The 13,040-nt window shown below is 70.2% G+C and carries 9 protein-coding genes, 1 rRNA gene, 2 pseudogenes and 2 other annotated features; all 12 genes and pseudogenes read left to right on the top strand.

The window, feature by feature from the left end:
• The first annotated feature begins 92 nt into the window (after positions 1-92).
• Positions 93-464, top strand: a sequence feature (23S ribosomal RNA rRNA prediction is too short).
• A gap of 10 nt (positions 465-474) precedes the next feature.
• Positions 475-1,338: a sequence feature (23S ribosomal RNA rRNA prediction is too short), on the top strand.
• A gap of 91 nt (positions 1,339-1,429) precedes the next feature.
• A 5S ribosomal RNA gene (rrf, locus tag KCH_RS07385) occupies positions 1,430-1,546 on the top strand.
• A gap of 101 nt (positions 1,547-1,647) precedes the next feature.
• Positions 1,648-2,258: pseudogene (gene clsA, locus KCH_RS07380) on the top strand (cardiolipin synthase ClsA).
• 125 nt (positions 2,259-2,383) lie between these two features.
• Positions 2,384-4,879, top strand: a complete 2,496-nt coding sequence (locus KCH_RS07375; protein WP_035860435.1) for a mannose-1-phosphate guanyltransferase — start codon at positions 2,384-2,386, stop codon at positions 4,877-4,879.
• A 125-nt stretch (positions 4,880-5,004) separates the two neighbouring features.
• Entirely contained in the window at positions 5,005-6,051 is a 1,047-nt protein-coding gene (locus KCH_RS07370) for a DUF881 domain-containing protein (protein ID WP_051652847.1), read from the top strand.
• Positions 6,048-6,380: a small basic family protein gene (locus tag KCH_RS07365; RefSeq protein WP_035860433.1), complete on the top strand. Its 333-nt coding sequence runs from the start codon at positions 6,048-6,050 to the stop codon at positions 6,378-6,380. The genes KCH_RS07370 and KCH_RS07365 overlap by 4 nt, the downstream gene beginning before the upstream one ends.
• Positions 6,381-6,562: 182 nt before the next feature.
• Complete coding sequence (locus tag KCH_RS07360; protein WP_425268740.1) at positions 6,563-7,330, top strand: DUF881 domain-containing protein; 768 nt, start codon at positions 6,563-6,565, stop codon at positions 7,328-7,330.
• A 181-nt stretch (positions 7,331-7,511) separates the two neighbouring features.
• Entirely contained in the window at positions 7,512-8,381 is an 870-nt protein-coding gene (locus tag KCH_RS39305; RefSeq protein ID WP_084223345.1) for an FHA domain-containing protein, read from the top strand.
• Positions 8,382-8,446: 65 nt separating this feature from the next.
• Positions 8,447-9,187, top strand: a complete 741-nt coding sequence (gene ftsR, locus KCH_RS07350) for a transcriptional regulator FtsR (protein WP_051652846.1) — start codon at positions 8,447-8,449, stop codon at positions 9,185-9,187.
• A gap of 88 nt (positions 9,188-9,275) precedes the next feature.
• Complete coding sequence (locus KCH_RS07345; protein WP_035860428.1) at positions 9,276-9,752, top strand: bifunctional nuclease family protein; 477 nt, start codon at positions 9,276-9,278, stop codon at positions 9,750-9,752.
• 317 nt (positions 9,753-10,069) lie between these two features.
• Entirely contained in the window at positions 10,070-10,747 is a 678-nt protein-coding gene (locus KCH_RS07340) for a MerR family transcriptional regulator (protein WP_084223343.1), read from the top strand.
• 64 nt (positions 10,748-10,811) lie between these two features.
• Positions 10,812-11,540 carry a SanA/YdcF family protein gene (locus KCH_RS07335; protein WP_051652845.1) on the top strand — a complete coding sequence of 243 codons (729 nt, stop codon included), beginning with the start codon at positions 10,812-10,814 and terminating at the stop codon, positions 11,538-11,540.
• 51 nt (positions 11,541-11,591) lie between these two features.
• A pseudogene (locus tag KCH_RS07330) lies at positions 11,592-13,036 on the top strand (DNA polymerase IV); the annotation flags it as partial.
• Between the last annotated feature and the right edge of the window lie 4 nt (positions 13,037-13,040).

Genomic DNA, 13,040 nt, shown 5'->3' with positions numbered 1-13,040 from the left:
GATCCTATGCTGTCGAGAAAAGCCTCTAGCGAGTTTCATGGCGGCCCGTACCCCAAACCGACTCAGGTGGTCAGGTAGAGAATACCGAGGCGTTCGGGTGAACTGTGGTTAAGGAACTCGGCAAAATGCCCCCGTAACTTCGGGAGAAGGGGGGCCATTGCTGGTGATGGGACTTGCTCCTTGAGCTGGTGGTGGCCGCAGAGACCAGCGAGAAGCGACTGTTTACTAAAAACACAGGTCCGTGCGAAGCCGTAAGGCGATGTATACGGACTGACGCCTGCCCGGTGCTGGAACGTTAAGGGGACCGGTTAGTCCGACTTCGGTCGGGCGAAGCTGAGAACTTAAGCGCCAGTAAACGGCGGTGGTAACTATAACCATCCTAAGGTAGCGAAATTCCTTGTCGGGTAAGTTCCGACCTGCACGAATGGCGTAACGACTTCTCGACTGTCTCAACCACAGGCCCGGTGAAATTGCATTACGAGTAAAGATGCTCGTTTCGCGCAGCAGGACGGAAAGACCCCGGGACCACTATAGCTTGATATTGGTGTTCGGTTCGGCTTGTGTAGGATAGGTGGGAGACTTTGAAGCAGCAACGCCAGTTGTTGTGGAGTCGCCGTTGAAATACCACTCTGGTCGTGCTGGATGTCTAACCTGGGTCCGTGATCCGGATCAGGGACAGTGTCTGGTGGGTAGTTTAACTGGGGCGGTTGCCTCCTAAAGGGTAACGGAGGCGCCCAAAGGTTCCCTCAGCCTGGTTGGCAATCAGGTGTTGAGTGTAAGTGCACAAGGGAGCTTGACTGTGAGACTGACGGGTCGAGCAGGTACGAAAGTAGGGACTAGTGATCCGGCGGTGGCTTGTGGAAGCGCCGTCGCTCAACGGATAAAGGTACCCCGGGGATAACAGGCTGATCTTCCCCAAGAGTCCATATCGACGGGATGGTTTGGCACCTCGATGTCGGCTCGTCGCATCCTGGGGCTGGAGTAGGTCCCAAGGGTTGGGCTGTTCGCCCATTAAAGCGGTACGCGAGCTGGGTTTAGAACGTCGTGAGACAGTTCGGTCCCTATCCGCTGTGCGCGTAGGAGTGTTGAGAAGGGCTGTCCCTAGTACGAGAGGACCGGGACGGACGAACCTCTGGTGTGCCAGTTGTCCTGCCAAGGGCATGGCTGGTTGGCTACGTTCGGGAGGGATAACCGCTGAAAGCATCTAAGCGGGAAGCCTGCTTCGAGATGAGCACTCCCACCTCCTTGAGAGGGTAAGGCTCCCAGTAGACGACTGGGTTGATAGGCCGGATATGGAAGCCCTGTGAGGGGTGGAGTTGACCGGTACTAATAGGCCGAGGGCTTGTCCTCAGTTGCTCGCGTCCACTGTGTTGTTCTGAAACAACGACCCCCACGAACACTCGTGTGGGTGGTGACAGTTTCATAGTGTTTCGGTGGTCATAGCGTGAGGGAAACGCCCGGTTACATTCCGAACCCGGAAGCTAAGCCTCACAGCGCCGATGGTACTGCAGGGGGGACCCTGTGGGAGAGTAGGACGCCGCCGAACAATTTTTCTGGAGAAGCCCCCTGACGGGATGTCAGGGGGCTTTTCTGTTGTAAGGTCAATCCCGCACACTTTGTCGTTGGTACCACAGGAGGCTCCGCACCGTGGAGGTCCAGGAGACGCGAGTCCAGACCGACCGGATCTTCACGATCCCCAATCTGCTGAGCATGGCTCGGCTGGTGGGCGTGCCGATCTTTCTGTGGTTGGTGTTGTGGCCGGTCTTCGGGGGCCGAAGAACGACGGGTGGGCGATCGTCGTCCTGATGCTGAGCGGGGTCAGCGACTACCTGGACGGGAAGCTGGCGCGGCGGTGGGGGCAGATCAGCCGGCTGGGGCAGTTGCTGGATCCCGCGGCGGACCGGCTGTACATCGTGTCGACGCTGGTGGGGCTGACCTGGCGGGAGATCCTGCCGTGGTGGCTGACGGCGTTGCTGGTGGCGCGTGAGGCCTTCGTCGGGGTGGTGCTGCTGCGGCTCAACCGGGCGGGGTACGGGCCGCTGAACGTGAGTTTTCTGGGGAAGGCCGCCACGTTCAATCTGATGTACGCGTTTCCGCTGTTGCTGCTGAGTGTCGGTGTGGGATGGGTGCACCAGGTTGCGGGAGCGGTGAGTTGGGCGTTCATCTGGTGGGGGACGACGCTGTACTGGTGGGCCGGCGCGCTGTATGCCGTGCAGGCTCGGCAGATGCTGAAGGCGGAGCGTACGGCTGCCGTTTGAGATCGGCCTGAGACGTTTCACACGGCCGCCACGGTGAGTCGGATCATTTCTTCCGGGTAGACATGCGTCGGACCGGTTTGATGGACCCGCAGGGGTTCACCACCGCGAAGGAGGACGCACCCGTAATGAAAGCCGTTGTGATGGCGGGCGGGGAGGGCACTCGACTCCGCCCCATGACTTCCAGCATGCCCAAGCCACTGTTGCCGGTCGCCAATCGGCCGATCATGGAGCACGTGCTGCGGTTGCTGAAGCGGCACGGCCTCACCGACACGGTGGTGACTGTGCAGTTCCTGGCCTCACTGGTGAAGAACTACTTCGGTGACGGTGAGGAACTGGGGATGCACCTCACCTATGCCAACGAGGAAACGCCGCTGGGGACCGCGGGCAGCGTGAAGAACGCCGAGGACGCGCTGCGGGACGATTCGTTTCTGGTGATCTCCGGTGACGCGCTGACCGACTTCGACCTTTCCGAGCTGATTGCCTTTCACCGGGAGAAGGGCGCACTGGTGACGGTGTGCCTCACCCGGGTGCCGAATCCGTTGGAATTCGGCATCACCATCACGGACGACGAGGGCAAGGTCGAGCGCTTCCTGGAGAAGCCGACCTGGGGGCAGGTGTTCTCGGACACCGTGAACACCGGCATCTACGTGATGGAGCCCGAGGTCTTCGACTACGTGGCGGCCGGAGAGTCGGTCGACTGGTCGAGCGACGTGTTCCCGCAGTTGCTCAAGGAGGGCAAGCCGGTGTTCGGCTATGTCGCCGAGGGCTACTGGGAGGACGTGGGCACCCACGAGAGCTACCTGAAGGCGCAGGCGGACGTCCTGGAGGGGAAGGTCCAGGTCGAGCTCGACGGGTTCGAGATCTCGCCCGGCGTGTGGGTGGCCGAGGGCGCCGAGGTGGACCCGGAGGCGGTGCTGCGCGGGCCGCTGTACATCGGCGACTACGCCAAGGTCGAGGCCGGCGTGGAACTGCGCGAGCACACCGTGCTGGGGTCGAACGTGGTCGTGAAGCGCGGCGCGTTCCTGCACAAGGCGGTGGTGCACGACAACGTGTACGTGGGGCCGCAGTCGAACCTGCGCGGCTGCGTGGTCGGGAAGAACACCGACGTGATGCAGGCGGCGCGGATCGACGAGGGGGCGGTGATCGGTGACGAGTGCCTGATCGGCGAGGAGTCGATCATCGCGGGCAACGTCCGGGTCTACCCGTTCAAGACGATCGAGGCCGGCGCGTTCGTCAACACCTCGGTGATCTGGGAGTCCCGCGGCCAGGAGCACCTGTTCGGGGTGCGCGGCGTGTCGGGCATCCTGAACGTGGAGATCACGCCGGAGCTGGCGGTGCGGCTGGCGGGGGCGTACGCGACCACGCTGAAGAAGGGCGCGACCGTCACCATCGCGCGTGACCACTCGCGTGGTGCGCGGGCGTTGAAGCGGGCGATGATCTCGGCGCTGCAGACCAGTGCGATCGACGTCCGGGACCTGGAGAACGTGCCGATGCCGGTGGCCCGGCAGGCGACGGCGCGGGGGAGCGCGGGCGGGATCTTCCTGCGGACCACGCCGGGAGTGCCGGACTCGTTGGACATCCTGTTCTTCGACGAGCGGGGCGCCGACCTGTCGCAGGCCGGACAGCGGAAGCTGGACCGGGTGTACGCGCGGCAGGAGTTCCGGCGGGCCTTCCCTGGCGAGATCGGCGACCTGCTGCACCCGGCGAGCGTGTTCGACTCGTACGCGACGAACCTGCTGCGGGCGGTGGACACCACCGGGGTGCGGGAGGCCGGGCTGAAGGTGGTGGTGGACGCCGCGCACGGCAGTGCGGGGCTGGTGCTGCCGAGCATCCTGGGCCGGCTCGGGGTGGAGACGCTGACGGTGGCCGGCGGCCTGGACGAGGCGCGGCCGACCGAGGGCGCCGACGACCGGCGGGCGGCGCTGGCCAGGCTGGGCGAGCTGGTGGCGTCCTCCAGGGCGGCGTTCGGCGTGCGGTTCGACCCGGTGGGTGAACGGGTGTCCTTCGTCGACGAGCTCGGTCGGGTGATCGAGGACGACCGGGCGCTGTTGGTGCTGCTGGACCTGGTGGCGGCGGAGCGCCGCGCCGGGCAGGTGGCGCTGCCGGTGACGACGACGCGGATCGCCGAGCAGGTGGCGGCGTACCACGGCACCCAGGTGGTGTGGACGACGACTTCGCCGCACGACCTGGCGAAGACCGCGGCGGCGGACGGCACGATCTTCGGCGGCGACGGGCGCGGCGGTTTCGTGGTGCCGGAGTTCTCCGGGGTGCTGGACGGCGCGGCCGCGTTCGTGCGCCTGGTGGGCCTGGTGGCGCGGACGCAGCTGACGCTCAGTCAGATCGACGCGCGGATCCCGCAGGCGCACATCCAGAAGCGCGACATCGCGACGCCGTGGGCCGCCAAGGGCATGGTGATGCGTTCGGTGGTGGAGGCGGCGGGCAACCGCAAGCTGGACACCACGGACGGCGTGCGGGTGGTCGAGGCGGACGGCCGCTGGACGCTGGTGCTGCCGGATCCGGCGGAGGCCGTGACGCACCTGTGGGCGGAGGGCCCGGACGACGAGGCGACGGAGCGGCTGCTGGACGAGTGGGCCGCGGTCGTGGACGGCGCCGGGAGGTAGTGCGGAGATGTTCTGGTGGGGGCGGGCCCGCGGGCCCGCCCCCACCGGGCATTTGTCACGATCGTGTGCCGATAGGGCCGGACGCGGCCGGGGCTGGTCGTGGGCCGGCGCGTGGTCGTGAAACGATGTGGCGCATGCCAGCAACGTCGACGCCGAGTGACCCGGAGGGGCGGTTCCGCCGCCCGGACGCCTCGATGTCCCTGCTGACCACGGTGATGGACCACTCGCTGGACGACGGGTACGCGGAGGCGGCCCGGGCGCGCGGGGCGGAGGGCCGGTCGCGGCTGCCGTCGACGGCGAAGGGGCGGCTGGTGCTGGCCCTGGGGCTGGCGCTGGCGGCGGCGGTGGTGACCGTCGGGGCGGTGAACACGCAGGAGGCGGCGCCCGTCCTGGCGCAGGAGCGGGACGCCCTGGTGAGCCGGGTGAACGAGGCCAACAAGGCGGCGGACGCCCTGCAGCGGCAGGTCGAGCAGGACCGCGTCAAGGTCGAGGAGGCCCAGGCGCAGGCGCTGCAGTCGGACGACGGCGGGCTGGCGCTGCTGGCCGCGCAGGCCGGGACCGGGGCGATCACCGGGCCGGGCGTCAAGCTGGTGATCGAGGACGCGTCCGGCACCGGGACCGGCGGCAACGTGAGCGATCCGCGGAACGCCGAGGGGTTCGGCAACAAGGGCCGGGTGCAGGACCACGATCTGCAGTACGCGGTGAACGGCCTGTGGCTGGCGGGCGCGGAGGCGGTGTCGGTGAACGGGCAGCGGCTGACCGCGCTGTCGGCGATCCGGGCGGCCGGTGACGCGATCCTGGTCGACAACCGTCCGCTGGTGCCGCCGTACACGCTGCTGGCGATCGGGGACGGGCCGCGGCTGGCGCAGGCCTTCCAGGACAACGAGGCCGGCCACTATCTGAAGGTCATCCAGGACAGTTACGGGATCCGGTCGACGGTGTCGGCGCAGAAGTCGCTGACGCTGCCGGCCGCGGCCGGCGTGACGCTGCGGGTGGCCGGGACGGAGTCGCCGGAGCCGGCGCCGCAGTCGGCCGCGCCGCAGTCGTCCTCGTCGCCGTCGCCGTCGTCCTCGCCGTCGTCGTCCGTGAAGCCGAAGTCGCCGGCGCCGTCGGCGTCCGCGCGGTCGACCGTGAAGTCCACTTCCACCGGAACAGGAGCTGCTACACCGTGATTGCCGTACTGGGTCTCGTGATCGGCGTGGTCGTCGGCATCTTCGTGCAGCCGGAGGTGCCGAACGCGGTGGTGCCGTACCTGCCGATCGCGGTGGTGGCGGCGCTGGACGCGGTGTTCGGCGGCGTGCGGGCGATGCTGGACGGGATCTTCGACGACAAGGTCTTCGTGGTGTCGTTCCTGTCGAACGTGGTGGTGGCGGCGCTGATCGTGTTCCTCGGCGACCAGTTGGGCGTCGGCTCGCAGCTGTCCACCGGCGTGGTGGTGGTGCTGGGCATCCGGATCTTCTCGAATGCCGCGGCCATCCGTCGGCACGTGTTCAGGGCGTAGGGAGCGGTGTGAGCGAGGAGAAGGAGCCGCAGGGCCCGGAGCGGCCGGCCGGGTCCGAGCAGTCGGCGGAGAAGCGGCCCGAGCAGCCCGTCGAGAAGGCGGACGACGGTGCCGCGGCCGATGGAGCGGCGAAGGAGCCGGAGCCCGCGCCGGCGGCGGAGGAGCCCGTCCCGGCGGAGCCCGTGACGGCGCGTCAGGGCGCGCCGGTGCCGGTGGCGTTGCCGTCGGACGGGCGGACCCGGTTGAAGGCCGCGGTGTGGCCGCCGCGGGTGTCGCGGGGCCAACTGGTGGTGGCGCTGCTGCTGTTCGCGCTGGGGCTGGCGCTGGCGATCCAGGTGCGGTCGACGAACGACCACAGCCAGCTGCGCGGGGCGCGGCAGGAGGACCTGGTGCGGATCCTGGACGAACTGGACGGCCGCCAGCAGCGTCTCCAGTTCGAGAAGACGCAGCTGGAGCAGTCCTTGGCGCAGTTGGAGAACTCGTCCAACCAGGCCAAGGAGGCGCAGGAACAGACCAGGCGGAAGGCCGCGGAGCTGGGTGTGCTGGCGGGGACGGAGAAGGCGACCGGTCCGGGGATCGTGCTGACGATCGATGATCCCCAAGGGCAGGTGAAGGCGGATATGCTGCTGGACACCCTGCAGGAACTCCGAGCGGCGGGGGCGGAGGCGATTCAGATCAACGACGTGCGCGTGGTGGCCGGGACGTACTTCACCGACAACGCGTCGGGCGGCGGTGTGCGGATCGACGGGAAGAACGTGTCGCAGCCGTTCCGTTTCACCGTGGTGGGCAACCCGCAGGATCTGACTCCGGCGCTGAACATTCCCGGTGGTGTGGTGCGCAGCCTGGAGAAGCAGCAGGCGCGGGCGACCATCGCCCAGCCGCAGAAGGTGGTGGTGGACGCGTTGGCCACCCCGAAGCCGTTGCAGTACGGCAAGCCGGCGGCGAAGTGACGGGGCGCGCTCCGTACGGTTCGTCAGCTGCGGGTCGCCCCCGGTGGTGGGTGCCCGCAGGGCGTCGGCGACACTGGGTCCTACCGATCGTCAGTCCCCGGCCGGATGCCGGGTTTACCGCCACACCGAGCCTTGAACCCTGCCCCGCGGGCGGTTCTGTCACACGCAAGGGGATTCGCCCGTGAGTTTTTTCTCGAAGCTTTTCGGCCGTAAGAAGCAGGCGGCTGCGGAGGCGCCGACCGCCCGGTACCGGCAGGACGACGCCGGGGTGCCGCCGATGCGTCCGGCGTCGGACGGGCAGCGCGCGCTGTACCGGGACGACGTGACGGAGGGCGCCGGGGTGCCGACCGGGCAGTTCGACGCCGGTTACGGCGCGTCGGTTGATTCGTCGGGCGGGCCGCGCATAGGTTTCCCGTCAGGACCCTCAACCTCCGGTGGAGGGTTTGCCCCGGACCCCTATGCCGGGCACCCCCAGTCGGGCGTGCCGCGCCAGGAGGCTGTGAACATGGCTGGCACCAGCCCGTGCCCGCGGTGCGGGAACCAGAACCCGGCGCAGGCCCGGTTCTGCTCGAACTGCGGTACTCAGCTGCGTGGCGGTGGCGGTTTCCCGGAGGGCGCGGCGGAGACCACGTCGACCATTTCGATCTCCGGCATCGAGTCGTACGACCCGACCGCGACGTCGACCGGCGCCACGCCGACGCTGTCGGCCGAGGTCATGGCGGCGATCGACGCGCTGCCGCCGGGCTCGGCGCTGCTGATCGTGCAGCGCGGCCCGAACTCGGGCAGCCGGTTCCTGCTGGACTCGGACGTCACCACGGCGGGTCGCCACCCGCAGGGCGACATCTTCCTGGACGACGTGACGGTGTCGCGTCGGCACGTGGAGTTCCGCCGGCAGCCCGACGGCGGCTTCTCGGTCGCGGACGTGGGCAGCCTGAACGGCACCTACGTCAACCGGGAGCGGATCGACGAGGTGCTGCTGAGCAACGGCGACGAGGTGCAGATCGGTAAGTACCGGCTGGTGTTCTTCGCCAGCCACCACCGGGGGTACTGACCACTTCTCCGTTTGGAGCCCGAGTGACCCCACAGACTCCGACCCCGTCCCTCGGGACCTCGCCCGTGCCGGCCTCGCGCCGCGCGGGCGAGGCGCGCCGGCGGGGTGACGAACTGCTGTCCATCGGCGCGGTGCTGGCCTTCCTCCGGGACGACTTCCCGGAGGTGACGATCTCCAAGATCCGCTTCCTGGAGGCGGAGGGCCTGGTCGAGCCGCAGCGCACCCCGTCCGGCTACCGGAAGTTCTCGGCGGCGGACGTGGAGCGGCTGGCGTACGTGCTGCGGATGCAGCGCGACCACTACCTGCCGTTGCGGGTGATCCGCGAGCACCTCGACGCGATCGAGCGCGGTGAGCAGCCGCCGGCGCTGCCGGCGGCGGAGGCGCGCCCGGGGCCGCTGGAGGAGGCGGACCGGGAGCTGGCGGGGTCGCCGTCGACGGGCGGGGTGCGGCTGGGCCGGGCCGAGCTGATCGCGGCGGCGGAGGCGCAGGAGCGGGAACTCGTCGAATGGGAGTCGTACGGGCTGGTGCAGCCGGGCCCGGACGGCGGGTACGACGGGGAGGCGCTGCAGATCGCGCGGCTGGTGGCGGAGCTGGGCCGGTTCGGCCTGGAGCCGCGGCACCTGCGGGCGATGAAGGCGGCCGCGGACCGCGAGGTTTCGCTGGTGGAGCAGGTGGTGGCGCCGCTGCGGCGGCACCGCAACCCGCAGACCCGGGCGCACGCGGAGGCGACCGCGCGGGAGCTGGCGACGCTGTCGGTGCGCCTGCACGCGGCGATGGTGCAGGCGGGTCTGCGGGCCCGGTCCTGAGCGGGCGGCGGGCGGGCGGCGTCCGGATCGCGGTGGCCGCTGCCTGCTGCGCTTTCCTATCGGGAGCGCGCGCCATAGGGTTGCTGGTGTGAATGAGCTCGACGTCGTGGGTGTCCGGGTGGAGATGCCCTCCAACCAGCCGATCGTGCTGCTGCGGGAGGTCGGCGGGGACCGCTACCTGCCGATCTGGATCGGGCCGGGGGAAGCCACCGCGATCGCTTTCGCCCAGCAGGGCATGACTCCGGTGCGGCCGCTGACGCACGACCTGTTCAAGGACGTGCTGGAGGCGCTCGGCCAGCAGTTGACCGAGGTGCGGATCAACGACCTCCGGGACGGTGTGTTCTACGCGGACCTGGTCTTCTCCGGGGGTGCCGAGGTGAGCGCGCGCCCCTCGGACGCGATAGCGCTGGCGCTGCGCACCGGCACGCCCATCTACGGGAGCGAGGAGGTGCTGGCGGAGGCCGGCATCTCGATCCCGGACGAGCAGGAGGACGAGGTCGAGAAGTTCCGGGAGTTCCTGGACCAGGTCTCGCCGGAGGACTTCGGGGGCAGCGGCCCGCAGTAGCCGGCCGGGCCGGGTTTCGGCCGTTCGGCGGCGGCCGGTGGCGGTTGGTGACCGTCGGCCGACGTTCCGCTAGCGGGGCAGGTCACGGGCCGCAACTCGGCTGTGGTAGAAATCCATTCCGCTACCCGCACCAGGGGCACGAATAACCACTCGATGGGGTGAAGTTTGCCGGAGGCCCCGGCGTGGCGATCGTTGACGGTGCTTTGGCGACTGCCTACCGTCAGGTGATGGCCCGCCGGACGGGCCGCCCGCAGCCGGACCCCCGGGGTTCGTGCGGGGCCACGGGGGCCTTGAGGCGGAATGGACGGAGGTTGGCGATGAGCGGCACCGGCGACGAGACGCGTTCCGGAGCCCTGTGCGCGGTGCACGTGCCGCGCGCCGGCCGCGGTCCGATCGGGCGCCCCTGGCGGCCCGAGCCGGACGGCGAGGAGCTGCCCCGGCTCGGCCGTTTCCCGGCCGTCCAGCCCGGGCAGCCCGCGATCGAACGGCTCACCCCGAGCTCCTCCCTGGTCGGCTACCGCGGCCCGACGGCCTGCGCCGCCGCCGGCATCACCTACCGGCAGCTCGACTACTGGGCGCGCACCGGCCTGCTGGAGCCCTCGGTGCGCTCCGGCCACGCGGCGGGCACGCAGCGGCTGTACAGCTTCCGGGACATCCTCCTGCTGAAGATCGTGAAGCGGCTGCTGGACGCCGGCGTGTCGCTGCAGAACATCCGAGTGGCGGTCACCCACCTGCAGTCCGCCGACCCGGCCGACCTGACCGGGCTGACCCTGATGAGCGACGGCGCCACCGTCTACGAGTGCACCTCCCCGCAGCAGGTCGTCGACCTGCTGAACGGCGGCCAGGGCGTGTTCGGGATCGCGGTCGGCGCGGTCTGGCAGGAGCTCGACGCCACCCTCGGCCGGCTGCACGGCGAGCGCACCGACACCGGCGAGACGCTGATCGGCCACGACCCGGCGGACGAGTTGGCGCAGCGCCGCAACCGCGCGGTCTGACGGCCCGTCCGGCTCCGGGAACCGGCCGGGCGGACGGTTCGTCACCTTCGGTGTGTGGACGATCATGCAGGGCCTGGGGCGACGCTGTCGGTGGCTGCTGACCCGGCGGCCGCCCGGCTGGGGCACCCGGCGCGGTCAGCGGCGCTGGTTCCAGGCGCTGGCGGTGGGCACGGCGCTGGCGCTGACCCCGAGCGCCTGGCTGTTCATGACGCAGTCCCACAAGATCGGCACCGTGCAGAGCGTGCCGGCCGCGCCGGTGGCCGTGGTGTTCGGCGCCGGCCTGATGGACGGCAAGCCGTCCCCGTACCTGGCGCACCGGCTGGACGCCGCGCTGGAGCTGTACCGGGCCGACAAGGTGCAGGCGATCCTGGTGACCGGCGACAACGGCACCGTCGCGTACGACGAGACCGACGCGATGCGCGGTTACCTGATCGAGCGCGGCGTGCCCGAGGTGCGGGTGGTCGGCGACTACGCGGGCTTCGACACCTGGGACTCCTGCACCCGCGCGCACCGGATATTCGGCGTCGACAGGGCGGTGCTGATCAGTCAGACCTTCCACGTGCGGCGGGCGTTGGCGCTGTGCCGGGCCGCCGGGATCGACGCGTCCGGGGTCGGCGTGGAGGAGTGGCACGACACCACCTGGCACTACGGCGAGGTGCGGGAGATCGGCAGCGCGGCGAAGGCGTTCCTGAACGTGCTGGTGCGGCCCGACCCGGCGCTGCTCGGGCGGCACGAGGACGGGGTGACGCGGGCGCTCGCCGATGCGGCGCTCGGCGGCGCGGCGCGGGGCTGAGCGGGGCCGCTCCGGCGGGGGATTGTCGGTGGTGCGCGGGATGATCGTGCGGTGCGGTCCGTGCCGAGCATCATCCACCTCGACATGGACGCCTTCTTCGCGGCGGTGGAGCAGGCGTCCAAGCCGAGCCTGCGCGGAAAGCCCGTCATCGTCGGCGGCCTCGGCGGGCGCGGCGTGGTCTCCACCGCCTCCTACGAGGCGCGGAAGTTCGGCGTGCACTCGGCGATGCCGATGGCGCAGGCCCGCCGGCTGTGCCCGAACGCGGCGTTCCTGACCGGCCGGTTCGAGGCCTACCGGGCCAACAGCGAGATCGTGATGGCCCTGCTGCGGGAGCGCTCCCCGCTGGTCGAACCGCTCAGCCTGGACGAGGCGTTCGTCGACCTGGAGGCCGGGCCGTACGGGCCCGCGCTCGCCGGGGCGACGCCCGCCGAGGGCGCGCAGCTGGTGCTGGCGCTCGCCGAGGACCTGCGGGCCGACATCGTGGCGCACACCGGCCTGACCGCCTCGGTCGGCGCCGCCGCGTCCAAGCTGATGGCGAAGATCGCCTCCGAGCAGGCCAAACCGGACGGGCTGGTGCTGATCGAACCGGGCTCCGAGCGGGCGGTGCTGGCGCCGATGCCGGTGCGCGCCCTGCCCGGCATCGGGCCGGCCACCGAACAGGCGCTGCGCCGGGCCGGGTTGACGACCGTCGCGGACCTGGCGGACGCCGGGTTCGAGGAACTGGTCGCGCTGCTCGGCAAGGCGCACGGCGCGGGCGTCTTCCAGATGGCGCTGGGGTGGGACGAGCGGCCGGTGGTGCCGGACCGGGACGCCAAGTCCGTCTCGGTGGAGGACACCTTCGAGGTCGACCTGGCCGACCGGGACCGCATCCTGCGCGAGATCGACCACCTGGCCGCGCGGTGCGTCCGCCGGCTGCGCGCGGCCGGGCGCTCCGGGCGGACGGTGGTGCTGAAGGTCCGCCGCTTCGACTTCTCCACGCTGACCCGCTCCGAGACGCTGCGCGGGCCGACGGACGACCCCGAGGTGATCGGCGCGACCGCCCGCCGCCTGGCCATGCAGGTGGACGTCACGGGCGGGGTGCGGCTGCTCGGCGTGGGCGTCGCCCAGCTCGCCGACTACACCCAGGAGGACCTGTTCGCGCAGCTGGAGCGGGAGGAGCGGGGGCGGTTCCGGAGGAGGCCGAGCGGGAGGCCGAGGAAGAGGCCCCGACCGCCGGACCGGCCGTCCGCCGCTGGTGGCCGGGCCAGGACGTGACGCACCGCGAGTTCGGCCCCGGATGGGTGCAGGGGAGCGGCGTCGGCCGGGTGACGGTGCGCTTCGAGACGCCGTACTCGGGGCCGGGGCGGGTGCGGACCTTCGCGGTGGACGACGAGGAGCTGGAGGCCTCGGGGGCGCTCCCGCTCAGGCCCCGGCCGAGCAGTGCGTGAGCACCCCCGGACGGACGGACACCCCCCGCCGATGCCCGTGGCGGGGGGTGTCCGTCGTACTCGCGTGTGTCCA

The sequence above is a fragment of the Kitasatospora cheerisanensis KCTC 2395 genome, assembly GCF_000696185.1.
Classification (GTDB): domain Bacteria; phylum Actinomycetota; class Actinomycetes; order Streptomycetales; family Streptomycetaceae; genus Kitasatospora; species Kitasatospora cheerisanensis.
The sequence above is the reverse complement of the archived record's forward strand: the minus strand, read 5'-3'. Positions and strand labels throughout refer to the sequence as shown.